General features: G+C 42.7%; 20 protein-coding genes and 1 tRNA gene. 9 read left to right on the forward strand and 12 right to left on the reverse strand.

Features of this window, described 5'->3' with window-relative positions; all coding sequences use genetic code 11:
- Positions 1-7 precede the first annotated feature (7 nt).
- The 3 genes from LA313_RS06950 to LA313_RS06960 are packed head-to-tail and all read left to right on the forward strand — an operon-like array spanning position 8 to position 3,323.
- Entirely contained in the window at positions 8-1,417 is a 1,410-nt protein-coding gene (locus LA313_RS06950) for a sensor histidine kinase (RefSeq protein WP_228914452.1), read from the forward strand.
- A gap of 6 nt (positions 1,418-1,423) precedes the next feature.
- A complete protein-coding gene (locus LA313_RS06955; protein ID WP_228913956.1) occupies positions 1,424-2,206 on the forward strand; it encodes an enoyl-CoA hydratase/isomerase family protein in 783 nt (260 codons plus the stop codon).
- A gap of 43 nt (positions 2,207-2,249) precedes the next feature.
- Positions 2,250-3,323 (forward strand): PA0069 family radical SAM protein, encoded by a 1,074-nt coding sequence (locus tag LA313_RS06960; protein ID WP_228913957.1) that lies wholly within the window; start codon positions 2,250-2,252, stop codon positions 3,321-3,323.
- On the opposite strand, the gene LA313_RS06965 is transcribed toward LA313_RS06960, so the two are convergent.
- The 3 genes from LA313_RS06965 to LA313_RS06975 form a co-directional block, all read right to left on the reverse strand.
- On the reverse strand, positions 3,320-3,988 hold the full coding sequence (locus LA313_RS06965; RefSeq protein WP_228913958.1) for an HD domain-containing protein: 669 nt from the start codon (positions 3,986-3,988) through the stop codon (positions 3,320-3,322). The genes LA313_RS06960 and LA313_RS06965 overlap by 4 nt on opposite strands.
- Before the next feature lie 26 nt (positions 3,989-4,014).
- Positions 4,015-4,755, reverse strand: a complete 741-nt coding sequence (locus LA313_RS06970) for a lysophospholipid acyltransferase family protein (RefSeq protein WP_228913959.1) — start codon at positions 4,753-4,755, stop codon at positions 4,015-4,017.
- A 200-nt stretch (positions 4,756-4,955) separates the two neighbouring features.
- Positions 4,956-5,366, reverse strand: a complete 411-nt coding sequence (locus LA313_RS06975; RefSeq protein WP_228913960.1) for a BrxA/BrxB family bacilliredoxin — start codon at positions 5,364-5,366, stop codon at positions 4,956-4,958.
- 149 nt (positions 5,367-5,515) lie between these two features.
- Between LA313_RS06975 and LA313_RS06980 the strand changes: the two genes are divergently transcribed.
- The 3 genes from LA313_RS06980 to LA313_RS06990 all read left to right on the forward strand — a co-directional run bounded on the left by LA313_RS06980 (position 5,516) and on the right by LA313_RS06990 (position 8,117).
- Positions 5,516-6,244 carry a TerB family tellurite resistance protein gene (locus LA313_RS06980; RefSeq protein WP_228913961.1) on the forward strand — a complete coding sequence of 243 codons (729 nt, stop codon included), beginning with the start codon at positions 5,516-5,518 and terminating at the stop codon, positions 6,242-6,244.
- Positions 6,245-6,636: 392 nt separating this feature from the next.
- Positions 6,637-7,296 (forward strand): metal-dependent transcriptional regulator, encoded by a 660-nt coding sequence (locus LA313_RS06985; RefSeq protein ID WP_228913962.1) that lies wholly within the window; start codon positions 6,637-6,639, stop codon positions 7,294-7,296.
- Positions 7,296-8,117 carry a ZIP family metal transporter gene (locus tag LA313_RS06990; RefSeq protein ID WP_228913963.1) on the forward strand — a complete coding sequence of 274 codons (822 nt, stop codon included), beginning with the start codon at positions 7,296-7,298 and terminating at the stop codon, positions 8,115-8,117. Before LA313_RS06985 ends, LA313_RS06990 begins: the two co-directional genes overlap by 1 nt.
- Here LA313_RS06990 and LA313_RS06995 read toward each other — a convergent pair.
- From LA313_RS06995 to LA313_RS07005, 3 genes are read right to left on the reverse strand one after another with little or no spacing between them, the layout of a single operon-like run.
- The gene (locus tag LA313_RS06995) at positions 8,114-9,238 is read right to left on the reverse strand and encodes an efflux RND transporter periplasmic adaptor subunit (RefSeq protein WP_228913964.1); all 1,125 of its coding nucleotides are present in this window, start codon (positions 9,236-9,238) and stop codon (positions 8,114-8,116) included. The genes LA313_RS06990 and LA313_RS06995 overlap by 4 nt on opposite strands.
- On the reverse strand, positions 9,235-13,575 hold the full coding sequence (locus LA313_RS07000; RefSeq protein ID WP_228913965.1) for a CusA/CzcA family heavy metal efflux RND transporter: 4,341 nt from the start codon (positions 13,573-13,575) through the stop codon (positions 9,235-9,237). The genes LA313_RS06995 and LA313_RS07000 overlap by 4 nt, the downstream gene beginning before the upstream one ends.
- A gap of 59 nt (positions 13,576-13,634) precedes the next feature.
- On the reverse strand, positions 13,635-14,021 hold the full coding sequence (locus LA313_RS07005; protein ID WP_228913966.1) for a hypothetical protein: 387 nt from the start codon (positions 14,019-14,021) through the stop codon (positions 13,635-13,637).
- Positions 14,022-14,126: 105 nt separating this feature from the next.
- Here LA313_RS07005 and LA313_RS07010 point away from each other — a divergent pair, with 105 nt between their 5' ends.
- Entirely contained in the window at positions 14,127-14,546 is a 420-nt protein-coding gene (locus LA313_RS07010) for a hypothetical protein (RefSeq protein WP_228913967.1), read from the forward strand.
- Here the strand turns inward: LA313_RS07010 and LA313_RS07015 are convergent.
- The 4 genes from LA313_RS07015 to LA313_RS07030 all read right to left on the reverse strand — a co-directional run bounded on the left by LA313_RS07015 (position 14,540) and on the right by LA313_RS07030 (position 17,812).
- Positions 14,540-14,692, reverse strand: a complete 153-nt coding sequence (locus tag LA313_RS07015; protein WP_228913968.1) for a hypothetical protein — start codon at positions 14,690-14,692, stop codon at positions 14,540-14,542. The two genes, LA313_RS07010 and LA313_RS07015, sit on opposite strands and share 7 nt — an antisense overlap.
- A 4-nt stretch (positions 14,693-14,696) precedes the next feature.
- Positions 14,697-16,796 (reverse strand): ferrous iron transport protein B, encoded by a 2,100-nt coding sequence (gene feoB / locus LA313_RS07020; protein WP_228913969.1) that lies wholly within the window; start codon positions 16,794-16,796, stop codon positions 14,697-14,699.
- A 2-nt stretch (positions 16,797-16,798) separates the two neighbouring features.
- Positions 16,799-17,029, reverse strand: coding sequence for a FeoA family protein (locus LA313_RS07025; RefSeq protein WP_228913970.1), 231 nt, complete (start codon positions 17,027-17,029; stop codon positions 16,799-16,801).
- A gap of 111 nt (positions 17,030-17,140) precedes the next feature.
- A complete protein-coding gene (locus LA313_RS07030) occupies positions 17,141-17,812 on the reverse strand; it encodes an SCO family protein (RefSeq protein ID WP_228913971.1) in 672 nt (223 codons plus the stop codon).
- A gap of 155 nt (positions 17,813-17,967) precedes the next feature.
- On the opposite strand from LA313_RS07030, the gene rseP reads away from it, so the two are divergent.
- Positions 17,968-19,335, forward strand: coding sequence for an RIP metalloprotease RseP (gene rseP / locus LA313_RS07035; protein WP_228913972.1), 1,368 nt, complete (start codon positions 17,968-17,970; stop codon positions 19,333-19,335).
- A 68-nt stretch (positions 19,336-19,403) separates the two neighbouring features.
- Positions 19,404-20,855: a bifunctional metallophosphatase/5'-nucleotidase gene (locus tag LA313_RS07040; protein ID WP_228913973.1), complete on the forward strand. Its 1,452-nt coding sequence runs from the start codon at positions 19,404-19,406 to the stop codon at positions 20,853-20,855.
- A gap of 249 nt (positions 20,856-21,104) precedes the next feature.
- Here LA313_RS07040 and LA313_RS07045 read toward each other — a convergent pair whose 3' ends face one another.
- Positions 21,105-21,392, reverse strand: a complete 288-nt coding sequence (locus tag LA313_RS07045; protein WP_228913974.1) for a GIY-YIG nuclease family protein — start codon at positions 21,390-21,392, stop codon at positions 21,105-21,107.
- A gap of 45 nt (positions 21,393-21,437) precedes the next feature.
- A tRNA-Asn gene (locus LA313_RS07050) sits at positions 21,438-21,511 on the reverse strand.
- Positions 21,512-21,516: the final 5 nt, after the last annotated feature.

Genomic DNA, 21,516 nt, shown 5'->3' on the forward strand with positions numbered 1-21,516 from the left:
CCTTTCCATGATCGTGCTGGTGTTACTGGCATCAATTTTAATTGGAGGAATTACGGTATTGCAATATAAGAAGGAAGCCCAGGAATATCATCGGGAACGACTCGAACGCAAGGAAGAGGCGATAAGGGAACACATCAAATTTGTAGTGGAAAGCACCACCTATGAGATAAGGGAGGAGATGGTTTACCTTATTCTTAAACAGGACGACAAGATCCACGAGATCTCACAAGTGCATAACATGCCCATTAATGTCTATAGCCTTGAAGGCGATCTTATTTTAAAGTCGAACCAGTCCTTTTTCCCAGACACGACCGATCTTAGACTTGACAGGACGATTGTTGAAAAGCTGCAGGCTTCTTCCCGAAAAAGGGTGATAGAACAAACTATCAAGAACGACAAAAGATTTCAGTCTTCCTATACCTATATCACAGACAATAAATTCCGGCCACTGGCAATCCTGAACCTTCCTTACCTCGAAGACGACTACTTTATTACCCGGGATTTAAGGAATTTTCTCATTAAGCTTACCGAAGTTTATTTGTTCATGCTGGTCCTTGCGATCCTGCTGGCTTATTTCCTTTCAAAATATATCACCCGAAGCTTAAAAACAGTTTCAGAAAGGATTCATCAAACGCGCCTTGATAAAAAGAACCAGAAGATCGAGATTGGTAATGTAAGTGAGGAGATCTTTACGCTCGTGGCGGCATATAACTCAATGATCGATGAGCTTGAAGAAAGTGCGGCTAAACTCGCCACCAGCGAGCGGGAACAGGCCTGGCGGGAAATGGCCAAGCAAGTGGCCCATGAAATTAAAAATCCGCTAACGCCAATGCGCCTCAGCGTTCAGAGTTTTCAAAGGAAATTCGATCCCAATGATCCTCAAATTCAGCACAAGGTCGATGAATTTAGCGATACGCTCATTACCCAAATAGATACTATGAGCTCAATTGCTTCGGCTTTCTCCAATTTTGCAAAAATGCCGGCGCAACAAAATGAAACTCTAAATGTTCCAAAAATAGTAAAGCTGGCCCTCGATATTTTTAATGAAGATTACATCCTGTTCTCTTCAGAAAAAGAGGAGATCGTCGCCAAGTTTGATCGTACACAACTTATTAGGGTGGTGACGAACCTGGTAAAAAATGCCGTACAGGCCGTGGAGAAGGAAGAAAATCCTGCAGTCCTGGTTTCGGTGATGGAGGAGGAGAACCGCGCCTGTCTAGTAGTATCAGACAATGGCGTTGGAATTTCTGAAGAAAATAAGGACAAGATCTTCGAGCCTAAATTTACCACCAAATCCAGCGGAATGGGCCTTGGTCTTGCTATGGTGAAAAATATTGTAGAGAGTTGTGGTGGAAGCATACAGTTTACCTCTAAATTAAATAAAGGCACTATCTTTAAGGTTCACTTTCCAAAATAAAAAGGTATGAATTTCGAAAATATTCTGTTCGAAGAGAACGAAAATATTGGTTACATAACGATTAACCGACCGAAGAAACTCAATGCTCTAAACAAGGCTACCATTGCCGAGCTTAACGAAGCATTTGAATCTGCCCGTGAAGATCACGATATCAAAGTGGTGATCCTTTCCGGAAGTGGAGAAAAGGCCTTTGTGGCCGGAGCCGATATTAGTGAATTTGCTGATTTTTCGGCTGAAGAAGGGAGACGACTTGCTGCCGAAGGACAGGAAAAGCTATTTGACGTAGTGGCCAACTTTCCAAAGCCGGTAATCGCAGCAGTTAACGGATTTGCCCTCGGCGGCGGACTCGAACTTGCCATGGCTGCACACTTCAGGATTGCCAGCGACAATGCCAGGATGGGATTGCCTGAAGTTTCCCTCGGGGTGATCCCGGGTTATGGAGGCACTCAGAGGTTACCACAGCTGGTAGGCAAAGGAAAGGCAATGGAAATGATTATGACTGCCGGAATGGTTGATGCGAAAGAAGCACTGGAATACCACCTGGTAAATCATGTCACCACTCCTGAGGAATTGATTCCTCTGGCAGAAAAACTTGCCGGTAAGATCATGAAGAATTCAATGGTAGCGGTTGCTGCGGCCATCAAAGCTGTTAATGCCAACTACGAGGACGGAGTGAATGGTTTTGAATTGGAGATCGAGGAGTTTGGAAGCTCTTTTGGAACCGAAGATTTTAAGGAAGGTACTTCTGCTTTTCTAAATAAGCGAAAGGCAAATTTCCCGGGTAAATAGGAATATTTCCATATAAAGGGAAAATATCCTATTTTTGTTCCTTATGAAGAGGAACGATTTTATAAGGGGAAGGGGAGCGCAGCACCAGGTCAAGAACAGGTTTGATGCTCTGTCTTATGAATTGAGAGATGATTTTCTCAACTATTGTGCGGCCGAAGGTGAAGAGGCAACCTCTGCGCAAACTACTTTGATAGATACCTTTCCCAGGACTATTGTTAATAAAGTAACCAGCCCCGATGTGGGGATGGAATATTCTCTTAATCCTTACCAGGGTTGTGAACACGGGTGCGTTTACTGTTACGCCCGGAATTCACATGAGTATTGGGGATATGGGCCAGGTCTAGATTTTGAGCAGAAGATCCTGGTGAAAAGAAATGCAGTGGAATTGCTGGAGCAAAAACTCCGCAGTAAAAGCTGGAAAGCTGCCCCAATTGTACTTTCGGGGAATACAGATTGTTATCAACCTATTGAGCGGAAACTGGAGATCACAAGAAAGTTGCTTCAGGTATTTCTAAAATATAAACATCCTGTTGGAATTATTACCAAAAATGCATTGATCCAGCGGGATGTTGATATTCTTCAGGAACTTGCAAAAGATAATCTGGTAAGGGTAAATCTTTCCATTACCTCCTTAGATGAAAAAACAAGACAATTACTGGAACCGAGAACGGCTACTATAAAGAAGAGGCTGCAGACGGTAGAGCTGCTGGCTTCTAAAAATATACCGGTAAGCGTGATGATGGCACCTATCATTCCTTCGATCAACAGCCATGAAATTCTCCCGTTGGTCAAAGAGATTTCAGAAAGGGGAGCCTGTGGAGTAGGTTATACTGTGGTAAGGCTAAATGGTGCTATTGGAGAGGTTTTTTCTGAATGGATCAGGAAAGCAATGCCAGACAGGGCAGAGAAAGTCCTGCATCAAATAGCCGAATGTCACGGCGGAAATCTCAATGACAGCCGCTTTGGCACCCGTATGAAAGGAGATGGAAATATTTCCGATCAGGTTGCACAGCAATTTGCCATTGCAAGAAAACTATATCTTAAGGGTCGGGAGCGCCCTGTGTTGAACTGCGAACTGCATGAGCAATACAAAGATGGACAAATGAAACTCTTCTAAAAATGCCATTTTTGAGAGGGAAGACCCCACTCCCGAAAAAACTGGTCTAGATATTTGACCATGAAATCGTGGCGCTCTTCGGCCAGCTTTTTTCCGGTCCCGGTATTCATGCGATCTTTTAAGAGAAAAAGCTTTTCATAAAAATGATTTATGGTAGGCGCTGTAGATTTCTTGTACTCCTCCTTGCTCATGTTGAGGTTAGGAGGAATAGCAGGATCAAAAATGGCTCTTCCTTTAAAGCCACCGTAGTTAAAAGTGCGGGCAATACCAATAGCTCCCAAAGCATCAAGTCTGTCGGCGTCCTGCACTACCTGCAGCTCGGGGGAATTGAATTGCTGTTGCTCATTCCCTCCTTTAAAAGAGATCCAGTTTATAATGTTCTCTACGTGTACAATGATGGCTTCCGGAACCTCTTTTCCCTGTAAAAAATTTCTTGCGATCTCAGGTCCTAAAGACTCATCTCCATCATGAAATTTGTAATCGGCAATGTCGTGAAGCAGTGCTCCAAGTTCTACCACGAAGAGATCAACTTTCTCACCTGCGGCGATTTCACGCGCGTTTTTCCATACCCGTTCAATGTGGAACCAGTCGTGGCCACCTTCGGCGTCCTGTAATTTATGCTTTACAAATTCAGCAGTGTCTACAACGATCCTGTTTTTGTCCATAGGTCTCTAAAATGTCATATTAAGGCCTAGATTATTTCGGCCGTTATAGTGCGTTCTACCTGTGCTACAAGTGCATCGGAACCTTCAGAGTTTGCTGCAATTGGTTCATGTACCTTTAATTTGAAATGAACCCCGATTCCCATTGGGAAGTTTCCGTAGCGAAACAGTTTCCAGCTGTTATTGATGGTAATAGGAACGACCAAAGCATCGGGCATTTTTTCAATAAGCAACTGCAATCCCTTTACTGCAAATTTCTTGGGTGCGCCGGTACGGCTGCGTGTTCCTTCAGGAAAAATAACGGCAGAGCGTTTATGCTCGTTGAGGTAATCGGCAAACTTGCTCATCGCGATCATGGATTCCCGTCCTTTTTTTCGATCGATAAGCAAATTCCCGCCGTGTCTTAAGTTATAAGAAATACTTGGTATTCCTTTTCCTAACTCTTTTTTGCTTACAAACTTTGGGTGGTGCTTTCTAAAGTGCCAGATGATGGGAGGAATATCATAAGTACCCTGGTGATTCGAGACGAAAATGCAGGATCTGTTAGTGGGCAGGTTATAAGGGTTTTCAATGGTAAATCTTGTACCTAAAAGATTGAGGCAACGCAGAAGGAAGAAATTTAAAGCATCTACACTTTTCTTATGACCTTCGTAACCGCCTAATTTCAGGGAAATCCATTGGATAGGATGAAAGATTAGCAGGGTAAGAAAAAAGAAAAATAAAAATATTACCGAAATTGGGTAGGAGAAGATCTTTTTAAATTTTTTCATTCTTTCTTGCTTGTAAAGGGCTGCAATTTCTGCATTTAATTCATGACGTGCAAAACCTAATTGCACCATCAATTTTGGTATTTCTTGTTAAGGAGTACAGGTTGATAAAGAATATTGTGGTTTTTTAAAACAAAAAAAGCTGTCAAAAAATCCATTTTTGACAGCTTAAATATTGAAAAATGGCTTTTACACCATAAATTTTAGCAAAACTCGTTGTAAGCTTCAGTAAGATTATCTGCGATAATTTCGGCAGGACGCCCTTCTATGTGATGTCTTTCCAACATATGAACTAATTCTCCGTCTCTGAATAATGCCATAGATGGAGAAGATGGAGGAAAAGGAACCATATAATCACGGGCCTTATCTGTTGCTTCTTTATCTACTCCGGCGAAAACGGTCACCAGGTGATCTGGTCGTTTAGTATTCTGTAAAGACATTCTGGCTGCAGGACGGGCATTGGCAGCGGCACAACCGCATACAGAGTTTACCACTACCAGGGTAGTACCTTTTCTGGCAATTGCCTCATCAACTTTGTCTACTGTATGTAATTCTTCAAACCCAATGCTGGTAAGATCTTCGCGCATTGGCTTCACTAATTCCGGTGGATACATATATCAATTTTTTATTGTTAGAACTAAAGATGCAAAGATACCAAATTAAACTAAGAGCATAAATTCTGTAAAGTTAAACCCCTGAGGGGCTCCTTATTCAAAAGAAAAGCCGTTGTAAAATACTATCTTTGCAGCCCAAAAGTACCAGAATGATCAAATGGTTTGCCGCTTTTGTCGGCTTTATGTTTTATGGATTCCGTGGAGCTATCCTCGGTTTTATTATAGGAAGTATTATAGATTCTCTTACTTCCTCCCGTCGGGGAGGATTCAAAATTTTTTCTGAAGAAGAGCGTGTCACTCCGGGGGATTTTGAACTTCACCTCTTAACGCTTTCGGCTATTGTTATTAAAGCCGATGGACAGGTGAGTCAGCAGGAGATGGATTATGTGCGCAATTATTTTGTGCAGGCCTATGGAAAGGAACGTGCAAATGCTGTTTTTCGCACTTTCAATGATGTTGTAAAAAGCCGGGAACTTGATGAGAGGAGAATTGCCCAGTTCCTGGTGGCCCGCACCCAGTATGCGGCCCGACTGCAAATAGTTCACTTCCTGTTTAGTATTGCCAATGCCGATGGAAGAGTAAGCCAGGCCGAAGCGGGGAAAATACGGCAAATCGCAGGCTACCTGCGCATTGGATCAAAAGATTTTGAGAGTCTTTACGCCATGTTCTTCAAGACCACAGACAACTCCTATAAGATCCTGGAGATCGACAAATCTGCGACCGACGCCGAAGTTAAAAAGGCATATCGAGAAATGGCTAAGAAATATCACCCCGATAAGCTCCAGCATATGGACGAAGCTTATCAAAAAGGAGCTGAAGAGAAATTTAGAAGGGTCCAGGAAGCATACGAACAAATTCAGAAGGAACGCGGCTTTTAGGCTCCGAAATGGCTTTTACTGAAGCAATTTACTCCCCAATTTCAGACCTATAAAAGCTGTTCGCGGTCTTGAAGGACCATAGACGTAATTGGCATCCCGGTCTACACCCATGTGAAAATCTTATTTCACCCTTAAGGGAAGAAATCCCTATTTCATTCTTTTTCAATAATAGTGGCGGACATCTAATTCAGATTATCCAAGGGGAAAGATAAGCCTGCTGATATTTGGTATCTGCTAAGAACTAACCAAGCCGGTCCTATGCACCTGCCAAAGAACATCTGTCTGGATGTTCAATTACATTCGCACAACAATTAATAAGATTTAGACTAGGCTAAATATTGTTTATGTATCTTTAAAAATGTATTTTTGGCATGTAAAAATTGAATTATTTTATGTTTAGTCTTTCCGAAGAAAATTATCTGAAGGCCATTTTCCATTTAGAAAGGAAATATGCTGGGGGTGTTAGTACCAATGCCCTGGCGGAAGAAATGGAAACCAAGGCATCTTCGGTCACCGATATGGTGAAGAAACTCTCCGATAAAGACCTGGTGAAATACAGGAAATATCAGGGAGTGCAACTGAGTGAGCAGGGGAAAAGAACTGCTATTGAAGTTATTCGGAAGCATCGTCTTTGGGAAGTCTTCCTGGTGGAAAAACTGAATTTTTCCTGGGATGAGGTACATGATATTGCAGAACAACTGGAGCACATAAAATCTGAAAAATTAACTGATGAGCTCGATAAGTTTCTGGGGCATCCAAAAAGGGATCCGCATGGAGATCCTATTCCCGATGCCGAAGGAAATTTTAGGATATCCAATAAAATGTTGTTGGCCGATCTTGAGGAGGGACAGTCGGGAATTTGCGTCGGGGTAAAAGATTCTTCCACAGAATTCCTAAGGTACCTGGATAAAAATGAGATCACCCTTGGAAAAGCTATAAAGATAGTGCAGCGTGAAGAATATGATGAATCCCTGTTGATCAAGATCAATGATAAAGATCTGCGCATTTCAAAAACAATTTCAAAGAACCTGTTTATAAAACCCAATGATTAATGAACGATATAATAGCATATTTTGAGAGCATAGATCCCGTATTAGCTGCGCTTTATGCCACGCTTTTTACCTGGGGACTTACAGCCCTGGGAGCCTCACTGGTATTCTTCTTTAAAAAAATGAATCGGGCTCTTTTTGATGGGATGCTGGGTTTTACAGGAGGTGTCATGGTAGCTGCCAGTTTCTGGAGCTTACTTGCACCGGGGATCGAAATGAGTGAAGGTGAGGGATTTGTGAAGGTCATACCGGCCGTTGTCGGTTTTGGACTGGGAGCTTTGTTTATTTTTGGCCTTGATAAAGTGCTACCACATTTACATGTGAATTTCAAAATGGCCGATAAGGAAGGGGTGAAAACCCCCTGGCATAAATCGGTACTGCTAACTCTGGCGATCACCCTGCATAATATTCCCGAAGGACTTGCCATTGGGGTTCTTTTTGGAGGAGCTGCAATGGGACTGGAAGGTGCAAGCATAGGAGGCGCTGTAGCACTGGCAATGGGAATCGGACTGCAAAACTTCCCAGAAGGTTTTGCCGTTGCCATGCCATTGCGGGGGCAGGGGATGAGCCGCTGGAAAAGCTGGAACTATGGGCAGCTTTCAGCCATTGTTGAGCCTATTGCCGCCGTCCTGGGAGCATGGGCAGTGATGACCTTTGAACCTATTTTACCTTACGCGCTGTGCTTTGCTGCAGGTGCGATGATCTTCGTTGTTGTCGAAGAAGTAATTCCGGAGGCGCAACAGGATCGGTATACCGATATTGCCACAATGGGCTTTATCGGCGGATTTATGGTCATGATGACGCTGGATGTGGGACTCAGCTAGCTACCTATCAGGTTAAATGCTCCTTTGGTCAGGATTTGTTTTCCTCTTAATGCTTCTGGATCTTCAACTGCTGTAAACCCGTTATAGGTTGCTTGTGGCTTCACCTGGACACGGGTGAAAAGATATTCATCCCCGTTCCTGTTTTCTAAAACCAGCACATAATGCGCATTGTCAACTTCTACAATTGCAGCTTCGGGAAGGGCGGGAAGCTGTTTGCTGTCGGTAATGATCTTTGCTTCCACAAACATACCTACCGCGAATTTACTTTTAAGACTATCTTCAAGATGAGCATGGATCCCCGCCATACGATCTTCATCAATACTTTTTCCCACTAACCATATCTCGCCGTCATAATTCTTCGAGGGCTCCTGGGGCAGGCTAAAATTGATCTTTTGTCCTTCCCTTATCTTCATTAAGTCCTTTTCAAAAGCATTTAGTTCAAGGTGAAGATGTTCTGTGTTCACTATTTCCATGATATTATGAGTGGGTTCCACAAACATTCCCTTTGTGACATTTACCCGGTCAACTGTACCGCTAATGGGGGAATAAATGTTAATTTCTGAAGTAACTTGTCCTGCTTCTACTTTTTGAGGATCAATATTCAACATTTGAAGCTTTTTCCGCAGGCCGTTGTAACGCGCCAACCCACTTTTGTATTCGCTTTCCACTCTTAGGAAGTTCTTCTTTGAAGTGATGTTTTCATCGAGCATTATTTGCTGCCTTTCATATTCAGCCTTCAGGAAATCGAGTTGCCCCGCCAGCTCCAGGTATTCCTGCTGGAGCTCAATATATTTTGGATTCTCAAGACTAAGTAAAAGCTGCCCCCGTTGCACGCTGTTTCCTTCCAGGAGAGGTGCCCGCTTCACATATCCTCCTTCAAAAACATTGATCTGCGCCCTGTTTTCGGGCGGGACATCGACCTTCCCATTTACTCGAATGATCTCCGGAAAATCTTTTTCTGTTAGTTCCCCGAGTTCCATCCGGTTATGGTCAAACTGTTCTTTGGTGATGACAATTCCCTCCCGGTCCTCATTCAATTCAACTTTGGCTACTTCGGGTTCAGATTTACATGAAGTGAGGAGTAGCACTGTCAAAAAGGGTAAAATTTTAATACTTTTCATTGTTCTAAGATCATTAATTGATTTACGGCGATCACAGTTTGATTGTAGGCATACAGGGTGTCGAGATATGACAACCTAATCCTGTAAGCATTCTCGAGGCTTAGAATGTACTGGAAGAAATCGATCTCCCCGTTTTGATAGCCAAGATTTGCAGTTCTTAAAATTTCTTCTGAAAGTTCATTTCCTTCCTGTTGATAGTAGGAAAGGGCCTCCGCATGTTTCTCCAACTGTGTCATAAGCTGAAGGTATTTTGTTTCGAGCAGCCGTTCGTTTTGCAGGGCTTCTTCAGTAGCGATTTCTGTTGCTATTCTTGAAGCTTTAATCCTGGCTGCATTTCCGCTGAAGAGAATAGGAATACGAAGTCCTGCCTGGTATCCTGAAAGATGATCATTAATGTCTTCATTTAATCCGCGAAAGTAGCTGAAGGTAATTTCCGGCAGGAGGCGCTGCTTTTCCACTGAATTTTCGGCTTTTGCGAGGGAAATACGTTGTTCATAAAGTCGCTTAAGCACATGTTGATCTACACTCATCCTGGTGATCTCCAATTTTTCCAGTGGAGCCTGTGCAATCCTCAACTCTTCCTCTGCCTGTACAAGCTTCATTAGGTTGGTGTAGGCAAAGCTTACTTCAGCTTCGGCTTTTTTAAGCTCCAGCTCAAGTTCCCGTTGCCGGGCCTGGGCCGTGATCTTTTCCAGGTAATTGGTTTCTCCCAGTTCAAACCTCCGCCTGGCGGCATTTGAGAAGTTGCTGTAGAGGGTGTCGATCACATAAAAAGTTTTTCTCTTTTCCTGTGCATATTGATATTCCAGGTAACTCAAAGCGAGTTCCTGTTCCAGGGCTTTTCTGGCGAATTCATAATTGAGCCTTTCAAACTTTGTACTTTCCTTGTACCGCTTTAATTGCGCAAAGTAGAAGGTGGGGAAATCAAGGCTTTGATCTACTCCAAACATTTTTAGCGGCTCTCCATTGGCTAGAGATTCGACATTATTCCGGCTGTAATAGATATCGGTTTTATTAAAACTAAAAGCAGCACCTTTTAATGCTTCAGCCTGGTCTACCTGTAATGCGGCGGCTTTTATCCCTGCGTTATTCTCCAATGCAAGAGACAGGAGCTCATCGTAACTAAGCGTTTTTTGCTGCGCTACGCCCGGAATAGAGAAAAGTAGCAGGATGAAGAGAAGTTTTTTCTTTTTACCTGTCTTTGTTTTGCGAGTTTTTTTGTCGCTTTTTCCAAAAATGGAATATAGAATCGGCAGCACAATCAAAGTGAGGAAAGTAGCCGTGACCAGTCCGCCAATGACCACTGTGGCCAGCGGTCTTTGAACTTCTGCTCCCGCATTGGTAGAAACCGCCATGGGAAGAAATCCCAGGGCTGCGGCAGAGGCTGTGAGCAGCACGGCCCGCAAACGATCTTTAGCCCCCTGTCTTACAAGTTCATCTCCATGTTCCATTCCATGATCCTTTAAATGATTAAAGTGTTCGATGAGTACAATTCCGTTCAAAACGGCAATCCCGAAGAGGGCAATAAAACCTACCCCGGCCGAAATGCTAAAGGGCATATCCCGCAGCCATAATAACCACACTCCACCTACTGCTGCCAGGGGAATGGCCGAATAGATTATGAGGGTTTCCTTTATGGAATTAAAGGCAAAGTACAGCATGAAGAATATAAGAATAAGTGCTACCGGCACTGCATACTTCAACCTGTTGGAAGCTTTTTGAAGATTCTCAAATTGTCCGCCGTAGGAGACGGTGTAACCGGGTGGTAGGTCCAGGTTGTTATTGATGATCTCCTGTACATCATCTACAACCGACTGCAGGTCCCGGTTTCTTACATTAATACCTACAACAATTCGCCTTTGGGTTTCATCACGGGAGATTTTGGCGGCGGTCTTTTGGTAGGATACATCAGCAACCTCACTAAGAGGAATTTTGCCACCTGCGGGAAGATCCACATAAAGGTTCTGTAAGTTATCGATATCCCTCCGGTTTTCTTCATCCAGCCTTACCACCATGTCAAAACGTTTTTCCCCTTCAAAAACACTTCCCACGGTCTTCCCTCCAAATGCCATACTTAGAACTTCGTTAATGTCGGCAACGTTCAATCCGTACCTGGCGATCTCACTTCGGTTATAATTAACAGCCATTTGGGGCAGGCCTTCTACTTTTTCTACGGTAATATCGGCAGCACCTTCTACGTTCCTTATAAGATCTTCTATTTGTGAGGCTTTACTACTCAAAATTCCGAGATCTTCTCCAAATATTTTTATCGCGATATCTGCCCTTACTCCTGTGATGAGTTCATTAAATCTCATTTCTATTGGCTGAGTGAATTCTACTGCCATCCCCGGCATAACTTCCAGCGCCTCCTTTATTTTATCGGCGAGCTCGTCCTTACTGTTTGCACTTACCCATTCACTTTTGGGTTTAAGGGTAACAATCACATCGCTTTCTTCCATTGACATAGGATCTGTGGGAACTTCTGCAGCACCTATTCGGGAGACTACCTGGTCTACTTCAGGAAATTTTTCGATCAAAATGCGTTCTATTTCCGTAGTGATTTCAATAGTCTTGCTAAGGGAAGTACCCGTTTTTAAAACCGGCTGGATAACAAAATCCCCTTCATCCAGAGTTGGTACAAATTCTCCTCCCATAGTTGTATACAGGTAAACGCTCGCCGCCAGCAGGATTACAGCCAGTACCAGCACCACTTTTTTGATCTTTAACGCCCGGGTAATCGAAGCATCATAACTATTGTTAAGGAATTTCATTAACCTCACCGACCAGTTTTTTGGGCTTGGTTTTGAAGGCTTGAGAAAAATGGAGGAAACTACCGGCACATAAGTGAAGCAGAGGATCATGGCGCCAACAAGGGCGAAACTAAAAGTAAGTGCCATAGGCCTGAACATTTTTCCTTCCACTCCTGTTAAAGAGAGAATAGGAATAAAAACGATGAGGATGATCAATTGTCCAAAGACTGCAGAATTCATCATTTTTGAGGCCCCTGTAAGAGTGACTTTATCTTTTAATTCCTGTCTTTCCTGTTTTTGAAGCCCTTCAAAATCATCACTCTTACTGTTTATTTTGAAAGCAATAAATTCTACTATTATCACTGCCCCGTCTATGATGATACCAAAATCTATAGCCCCCAGGCTCATTAAATTGGCATCCACACCAAAGGTGTACATCATGGAAAGGGCAAAGAGCATGGCAAGTGGGATCACAGAGCCCACAACAAGCCCGGATCTTATATTTCCCAAAAGCAGAACCACCACGAAGATCACGATTAGAAAACCTAATACGAGGTTTTCTGTAATGGTAAAGGTGGTTTTGTCAATTAGCAGGCTACGGTCAAGAAAGCCGTTAATGTAGATCCCTTCGGGAAGGGTTTCAGAAATTGATGCCACCCGTTCCTGTACAGCCTCAATTACTTTTTTAGAATTCGCATCCTTCAGCATCATTACCTGCCCCAGTACCTTTTCCCCTTCAGCATTTCCTGTAATTGCCCCATAGCGCGTAGCCCTTCCAAAGCCTACTTCAGCAATATCACCTATATAGACAGGAATTCCGTTCCTGTTCTTAACCACAATATTCTCAATATCCTCCAGGGAACTAACCAAACCTTCTCCCCGAATAAAATATGCCTGATTCTCCTTTTCAATGTACCCGCCTCCCGCAACACTATTATTCTTTTCAAGAGCTGTAAAAACATCGGCAGCAGTAATATCCATGGCTGCGAGTTTTTCTGTTTTTATGGCCACTTCATACTGCTTCAGGTTTCCGCCCCAGCTATTTACTTCCACCACACCCGGTATTCCCGAAAGCTGTCTTCTCACGATCCAATCCTGTATGGTACGAAGGTCGGTAGGAGAATATCTGTCCTCATAGCCCGGTTTAACATCCAGAATGTATTGGTAGATCTCTCCAAGCCCTGTGGTGATCGGACCCATCTCGGGCGTACCAAAACCTTCGGGAATAGATTGTGCTGCAGCATCGATCTTTTCGGCAATAAGCTGCCGTGGCCGGTAAGGCCCCATGTCATCCTCGAAAACAATGGTGACAACAGATAATCCAAATTTTGATACTGAACGTATCTCCACTACTCCGGGAAGATTGGCCATTTCCAGCTCAATGGGAGCGGTAATGAACTGTTCCATATCCTGTGTGGAAAGGTTTTGCGAAGTGGTGATCACCTGCACCTGGTTATTTGTAATATCGGGAACCGCGCCAATGGGGATCTGGGTGAGGGAGTATATCCCGTAGCCCACCATGACGAGGGTTAGCAGAAGAATGACTAGTTTATGGGTTAAACTAAACCGGATTATTCGTGTTAGCATAATTCAGAACTTCAATGTTGATTTTTCCGGGGGGACCGGCTTCAAAAAAATTGAGGGAATTATGCTTGCCTGGGCGGCTGAAAGATATTCTGAATATTGACGGAAATGTAAATGTTGGTATGGAAATAGATTGCCCGTTGTTGTGAAACAAGTAGATTCTTTGCCAAGGGAGTTTCAAAATATTGCGGTACGAATAAATTTACTGTGGTTTGAGAATGGTCGTGCCTGAAAGGAAGATTCTCGTGTCCTTCATGAGAAGCTGAATGATCATCTTTGAGACTTCCGTAGTGTTTGGTGAGAAAAACGAAAAAAGAATCTCCGTAATTTTTTGAATGAACCTGTGCGTGTTCCACCAGTTCGTCAAGGGATAAAAAATCTGCAGCTCCAAAATTAAAGGATTGGACCAGGAGCAGTACCGACAGCGAAATGGAGATGAAAAACTTCATAACTACCTCAAATTTACGAAATTTGCTCAAAAAAAAACCGGGGAAAACGAATTAGATTAATTCCGGTAATTTGCAACAACAACTTTTTTTCGTCGTCTTTATGATATGAAGAAAATTATAGTAGTGTTTCTGGCAGGTTTTCTTTCTGCCATTTCTTTTGCACAGGAAAAAGATTCCACAGTCGTAGAACAAGTTCGAATAAACGCAGATCTTGGTGTGGGGCAGGATTTCCTTGTCGATAAAACGAAGATTAAATTTTTAGGTGTGATATCAGATTCCCGTTGTCCGAAACAGGTAACATGTATCTGGCCCGGGGAGGCAAAGGTTTTGCTTGGAATAGAATTGAGCGGGGAATACTTTGAAAAAGAAGTGGTGCTCTCGGGTGGTGGTGCAGAGCTGGCACTTTCTGAAGTGCTTCAAATGCAGATGACCAAATTAATCCCGTATCCGGAAACGGCGAAAGGAATAGCTCCCGAAGAATACTGCCTCAGTTTTGTGGCTGTACTTCCGCAGAAAGATCAATGACAGCTTCCGCAGCTGGTCTCACATGCTTTCCCGCTTTTTTTCTTGCTTCCGAAGATAAATTTCGGCTTATAGATGAACTTGGTGAACATGTAAACTACTGCTAAACCGAAGGTGATAAAGACAAGTATTTCCTGAAGTAATTCCATAGTCTTATTTTAATATTTGAAAGGCCATTAAGGCTGCGATATAAGCTATGGCCGTCATAACTACTAATTGATATATAGGCCATTTCCAGGTGTTAGTTTCTCTTTTTACGATTGCTAGGGTACTCATACATTGCATTGCAAAAGCATAAAACAACAGTAAACTTATTCCACTTGCAAAGGTAAAGAGAGGTCCTCCCAGAATATGGTTGGTCTCCGATGCCATTCTTGCTTTTATGGTCTCTTCCTCGTCACTACCTACACTATAAATAGTAGCCAGCGTACCCACAAAAACTTCTCTTGCTGCAAAAGAACTCACAAGAGCTATGCCAATTTTCCAGTCATAACCCAATGGAGCTACGGCCGGTTCAATTGCTTTTCCAACATTCCCGATATACGAATGCTGAAGCTTGTAGGAAGCCACCAGTTCATCGATCTCTTCTTCGGGTAAATAGGTTTCACTGTACTCGGTTTCGACTATCTCGCGGGCATTGCTGAAGTTATCTCCCGGCCCATAACTGGCCAGTACCCATAAAATTATGGAAATTGCAAGGATGATCTTTCCGGCACCCAGGACAAAGGCTTTTGTCTTCTCCACTACATTTATACCCACATTCTTAAACATGGGCACTTTATAGTTGGGCATTTCAATAACGAAATAAGATTTGCTTTTGATCTTAAGGATCTTGTGCAGTATCCAGGCAGATCCTATGGCCATTGAAAAACCAAGAAGGTACAACAGCATGAGCGTTAAACCCTGAAGGTTGAATCCCATAAATGACTTATCGGGAATTACCAGGGCAATAATGATAAGGTAAACCGGTAGCCGGGCAGAGCAGGTTGTAAAAGGAACCACCAGGATAGTTATTAGTCTTTCTTTCCAGTCTTCAATATTCCTGGAGGCCATAACCGCAGGGATAGCACACGCAGTACCCGATACCAGTGGCACAACACTTTTTCCGCTAAGTCCAAAACGACGCATGGTCCTGTCCATAAGGAACACCACACGGCTCATGTAACCACTTTCTTCTAAGATTGAAATGAACAAAAAGAGAAAAGCGATCTGCGGAATAAAGATCACGATCCCTCCAAGTCCTGGGATGATCCCTTCAGCAATAAGATCTGTGAAGGGGCCCGGAGGCATAAAATCTCTTGTAATTTCACTAAGCTTTGCAAAAGAGGCATCAATAAAATCCATAGGATAACTCGACCAGTCGTAGATAGCCTGGAAAATAAGAAGCAGAATAGCAAAGAAGATCGCATAGCCCCAAATTTTATGGGTGAGGATCCTGTCCATTTGAGCACGTAAACCTCTGGCAGCATTTACATCTACCGTCATTGTCTCTTTAAGGACATTATTAATGAACTGATATCGCAGAATGGTCTCTTTTTGCTGCATCCTCTTAAGAGCACCCTCATCTTTGGTCACAAAATCTTCCCTAAGGGTATCACTATTTCGGTTTACATTTCCAAAATTCACGTCCTGGGTAATTACCAGCCAGAGCTTATATAATGATTGATTAGGAAAGGCATTTCGCAACCTGCCAAAATATTCCGGATCCATTCTGGAAGCATTAAGACAGGGTTCGGTAGAAATGTGCCGGTAATTCAGAATATGCTCTTTTAGCTCATCAATTCCGGTTTTTTTTCTTGCACTTACCAAAACTACCTTTGTCTTCAATTCCTTTTCTAAAGCGGGAACATCAATTGAAATTCCTTTGCGCTTCATCCTGTCGGCCATGTTGATAACCAGGATCGAAGGGATCTCAAGATCCTTGATCTGGGTGAAAAGTAAAAGATTACGCTTCAGGTTTTCCACGTCGCTCACTACTACTGCAACATCTGGATAATCCTTGTCATTCTTATTAAGTAGTAGCTCGATGACCACGTTTTCATCAAGAGATGATGCATTTAAGCTGTATGTGCCGGGAAGATCGAGAATGTGTGCTTTAACATTCCGCGGAAGTTTACAAACTCCTTCTTTCTTCTCTACCGTGATCCCCGGGTAATTTCCTACCTGTTGGTTTAAGCCTGTGAGCTGATTGAAAACAGAAGTTTTCCCGGTATTAGGATTGCCAATTAATGCAACATTTATTTGTTTGGCCATGATCAGGGAATAATTTCAATTTCAATTTGCAGGGCTGTCTCTTTTCTTATAGCCAGGTGGCTGCCGTTAATATTGAGATAAAGCGGATCCCTGAATGGAGCGGTTTGTACCAGCTCGACTTCATTGCCCGGCAGGCATCCCATCTCGAGAAGTTTTAGCGGAATTACCTCTGCTGAAATTTCCTTGATTATGCCTCGCTGGCCTCTTTTAAGATCGGCAATGGTAGTGGTCAATGTTTATTTAGATTGATTTTAAACAAGGCAAAAATAAGGCAAAATATACACTTACAAAAACTTGCACCCACAAAAGAAATTTTTATTCAGGCTTTCCTGATAAAGATCAGCCTAACGATCTTCTTTTTTCAGGATTTCAATGTCTTGCATGAGTTCTTCAATGGCTTCGGGATCTGTACCATCATAAAAGCCTCTTATCCTCTTTTCCCTGTCCACGAGGACAAAATTCTCGGTATGGATCATGTCGAAGGCACCGCCATCTCCATCAGATTTTGCTGCGAGATAAGATTTTCTAGCCAGTTCGTAAATTTCCTTCTTATCACCGGTTACCAGGTTCCATTTTTCATCATTAACCCCTTTTTCATCGGCGTATTTTCTTAGCACAGGGACACTATCATGGTTAGGTATTACTGTGTGGGAAAGTAACAGGATGTCCTCGTCGTCTTTTAGCTTCTCCTGGATTTGCAGCATATGATCTGTCATGATCGGGCAAATGGTTTGGCAAGTAGTGAAAAAGAAATCGGCTACATAGATCTTATCCTTATAAAAATCCTGGGTAATAGTATCGCCGTTCTGGTTGTATAACTTAAAGTCTTTGATGGTGTGATATTTCCGGACTTCCTGCATGGTAGAATCTACCAGCTCGTTGTTCACCATGTTTGGCTGGAAGACAGGAAGCCTTTCTTGGGGCTTTAGGATGTTATAAATGATCGTTATAATGATCGCCGAAAGCACAAAGAGGAAGATTCCGAAGAACTTATATTTCGCGAAAAAGCTAAGCATAGCATTTATTTGGGTACAAAATTACGATTCTAAACGGCATTTTTGAGGCCTCACGGACTAAAAAAAATTTGTTCCTGAACCTACTGTCCATTTAGGCTTTTTTGAGAACCATTAAAAGGTTACTTTTGTGCGATTTTAATTTAGCCAGATTACGTATGGATCCGTTTTTTATAAAAGCACTTCAGTTAATCCTCAGTTTATCCATTCTCATTGTTCTTCACGAACTTGGGCACTTTATCCCGGCGAAAATGTTCGGAATAAAGGTGGAGAAATTTTTCCTCTTTTTTGACGTAAAGTTTGCCCTTTTCAAGAAGAAGATAGGAGATACCGTTTATGGAATTGGTTGGCTTCCCCTTGGAGGTTACGTCAAGATTGCCGGGATGATCGATGAAAGCATGGACAAGGAGCAAATGGCCCAGGCACCAAAGCCCTGGGAATTTAGGAGCAAACCTGCATGGCAGCGATTAATTGTGATGATAGGAGGAGTTACTGTAAACATTGTTCTTGGTTTCGTTATTTATATGATGGTGGTATTCACCTGGGGAAGTCCATATATTTCGCCCGATGATATGCCTAATGGTTTTGCTGTAGACGACACCTTCAAGGAATTTGGTTTTCGAGATGGTGACCAGGTTTTGCAGGTGAATGGGGAAGACCTTAAGAACAGTATAGATATCAACAAATACCTTTTTTTAAGGGATGTTAATAATATCACTGTTAAACACCAGGACGGGCAGCAGGAAACAATTTCTGTACCCGAAGAAATTGGTTCAAAAATGTTTCAGGAGGGCGTAATGCAGCCTTTTGTTCCAATTGAGTACCCTGTGCTGGATTCTGTTATTACAGGAGGTCCTGCAGCTCTCGCCGGTCTCCAAAAAGGGGACGTGATCATCTCTATAAATGATATTGAGATAGGATACTGGCATGAACTTACCCGTGAAATTGAGGAAAATGAAGGAGAGCCGTTAAACATCATTTTTAGAAGGGATGGAGAATTTCAAAGTGTGGAGCTGGATGAGCAAAAAGCCGAGATCCTGGAGGATGATATGATAGAGGTCTCTGTTACGCCAAATGCTGAAGGAGAAATTGGAATTTCTAAGTCTTATAGCATCTCTGTACAGCGTGAAAAATATTCTCTTGCAGAGAGTGTAAGCAAAGGTTTTGACCTTGCTTACTGGACGCTGCACGATTATGTGGCGCAGTTCAAATATGTCTTTACCAAAAAAGGAGCGACCCAGGTTGGTGGTTTTGGTGCTATTGGAGGTCTATTTCCCGATGCCTGGAACTGGCAGGCCTTCTGGATGACCACTGCGTTTATTTCCATTATACTTGCTTTTATGAACATTCTACCCATTCCGGCACTTGACGGGGGGCACGTGGTATTCCTCCTTTACGAAATGGTAACGGGCAGGACTCCTAATGAAAAATTTATGGAATATGCACAGCTTGTTGGTTTTGTAATACTAATTGCACTGGTATTGTTTGCGAACGGGAATGATATTTACCGCTGGCTCTTTGAATAAAATATTGAAATAAATTAAATTATATAAGGCCGAAAAATGATATTTTCGGCCTTTATTTTTGGACCTCTATGAAAACATATTTCTCTTTCTCTGCTTCGGAATACCTTCAGAAAATGACATTTTTGGCGGGTATCCTTATTCTGGTTTCCTGTTCTTCAGATAATGCCAATGATCCTACGCCCCCTGAAGTTGAGCCGCAAGCCGAAACTATCGTCATCTACTCCATCAATGATCCACACGGGAAGATCCACAACTTCGGAAGGATAAAAGCCATTATTGATGCCGAAAAAGAATCTGAATCCCAGGTTTTCTTCGTCTCGGGCGGGGATATTTTCTCCGGCAATCCCATAGTAGACTACCACCCCGAGAAAGGATTTCCCATGGTTGATCTAATGGGCCGGGCCGGCATGGATGTGAGTGCACTAGGGAACCACGAGTTTGATTATGGCCAGGAGGTACTTCAAAAAAGAATGCTGGAGTCGGCATTTCCTTTTCTTTGTGCAAACATTGAAAGCAGCAGCTCGGGCTTTACGATTCCGCAGGGAAAAGTGATCCTTGAAAAAGATGATTTTGAGATCGCTTTTATAAGTGTTGTGGAAACAGGATCGGCCGATAATAAGCCATTGTCTCACCCAAAGAAACTTAAGGGCCTGGAATTTAAGGAAGGTGTAAACGCGATGGAAAAGTACCGGAATGATCCCGAAGTAATGGCAGCCGACCTTGTTGTGGCGCTAACACATTACGGAAGGGAAGGGGATAAGATGATCCTGGAGCAGCACGATTTTGTTGATCTTGTAGTGGGAGGACACAACCATGCTGTATACAGTGAAAAGGTGGCGGGAAGATACATGGTGCAGTCGGGATCAAACCTAAAGCTTCTTACAAAATTGAGTCTAACGGTAGAGAATGGGGAAGTAGTAGATTACCGGCATGAGCTCATCGATCTTGATCAGGCAACCGAAACCGATGAGGAAATGGAGAAGTTGATTTCTGAGTACAACAATAAACCTGAATTTTTTGAGGAAATAGGTACATCCCTTAGGGATCACAGTACCCCCGAAACAGCCTGTTTCTATACCGATGCCCTACGTACAGTTACCGGAGCCGATATAGTTTTTCAAAACTACGGCGGAATTCGTGCCGGACTGGATTATGGGAGTATCACACCTTTCGATCTTTACACTATAGATCCTTTTCAAAATGGGCTGGATTCTTTCAACATGACCGTTGAGCAGCTAGAAACTTTTCTTAATGCCGATTACGCCCCTTCCCTGGCTTATTCAGGTATTAAAATGGAGTACAGGAATGGAAGAGTAGAACTCATTGCAACCGATGGCAAAATGATGGACGATGCTATCGAAATAACTGTGGCAGTAAATGATTATCTGTCCAATGTCTACGAGCAGGATTTTCAGCAGCCCACAAAAACCTATGAAAAAACTACTGCCGAGTATTTAATAGATTACCTGGAGCAATACCAGTCTACTATAGACAACGCCGGCTGCAACCGCAGCATATAAATCCTGTTGAAAATGGCATTTTTGAGAGGAAAATATAATAGGCTTTAAAAATAAAAAAACCACCTGATCAGGTGGTTTTTTATTCCTGATTCTGGTTTTTCCCAGTCCATATTTAAAGAAAGCTTCTCGCCCAACATAAGATAATAAAAAAGCCGACCATGTGGTCGGCTTCATAAAGCTCCTCCTTCCCGATAGGAATCGGGACAAGCAATGGGCTCGAACCAACCCCGATAGCTATCGGGGCTCTGATTAACAGTCAGAATAAGTATTCTTTAGCTTCTCAAGCATTTCAGGATATTTTTTTAGGTTCTCAATGTAAACTTTACTTTTCATTCTTTTTATATGGCGCTCAACAGCTAAAGCCTGGACTTTATTTTTACACTCAATTTGTAAAAACAATATCCAGTCATCTGCTTTTCCTGTAAACTTATTGGAATGAGCTATAGAATGAAAATTCATTCTCACATCAAGATCATTTGAATATCCTGTATAGAATCTATTCAATTTTTTAGAATGGAGAATATAAACTGTAGCCATAATTTAAAAACAGAAAGCCCCACATAAAAATGTGGGGCTTTGTTGCTCCTCCTCTTGGGCTCGAACCAAGGACCCTCTGATTAACAGTCAGATGCTCTAACCAACTGAGCTAAGGAGGAATTCC

It is taken from the genome of Salinimicrobium sediminilitoris (assembly GCF_020866905.1).
GTDB lineage: Bacteria > Bacteroidota > Bacteroidia > Flavobacteriales > Flavobacteriaceae > Salinimicrobium > Salinimicrobium sediminilitoris.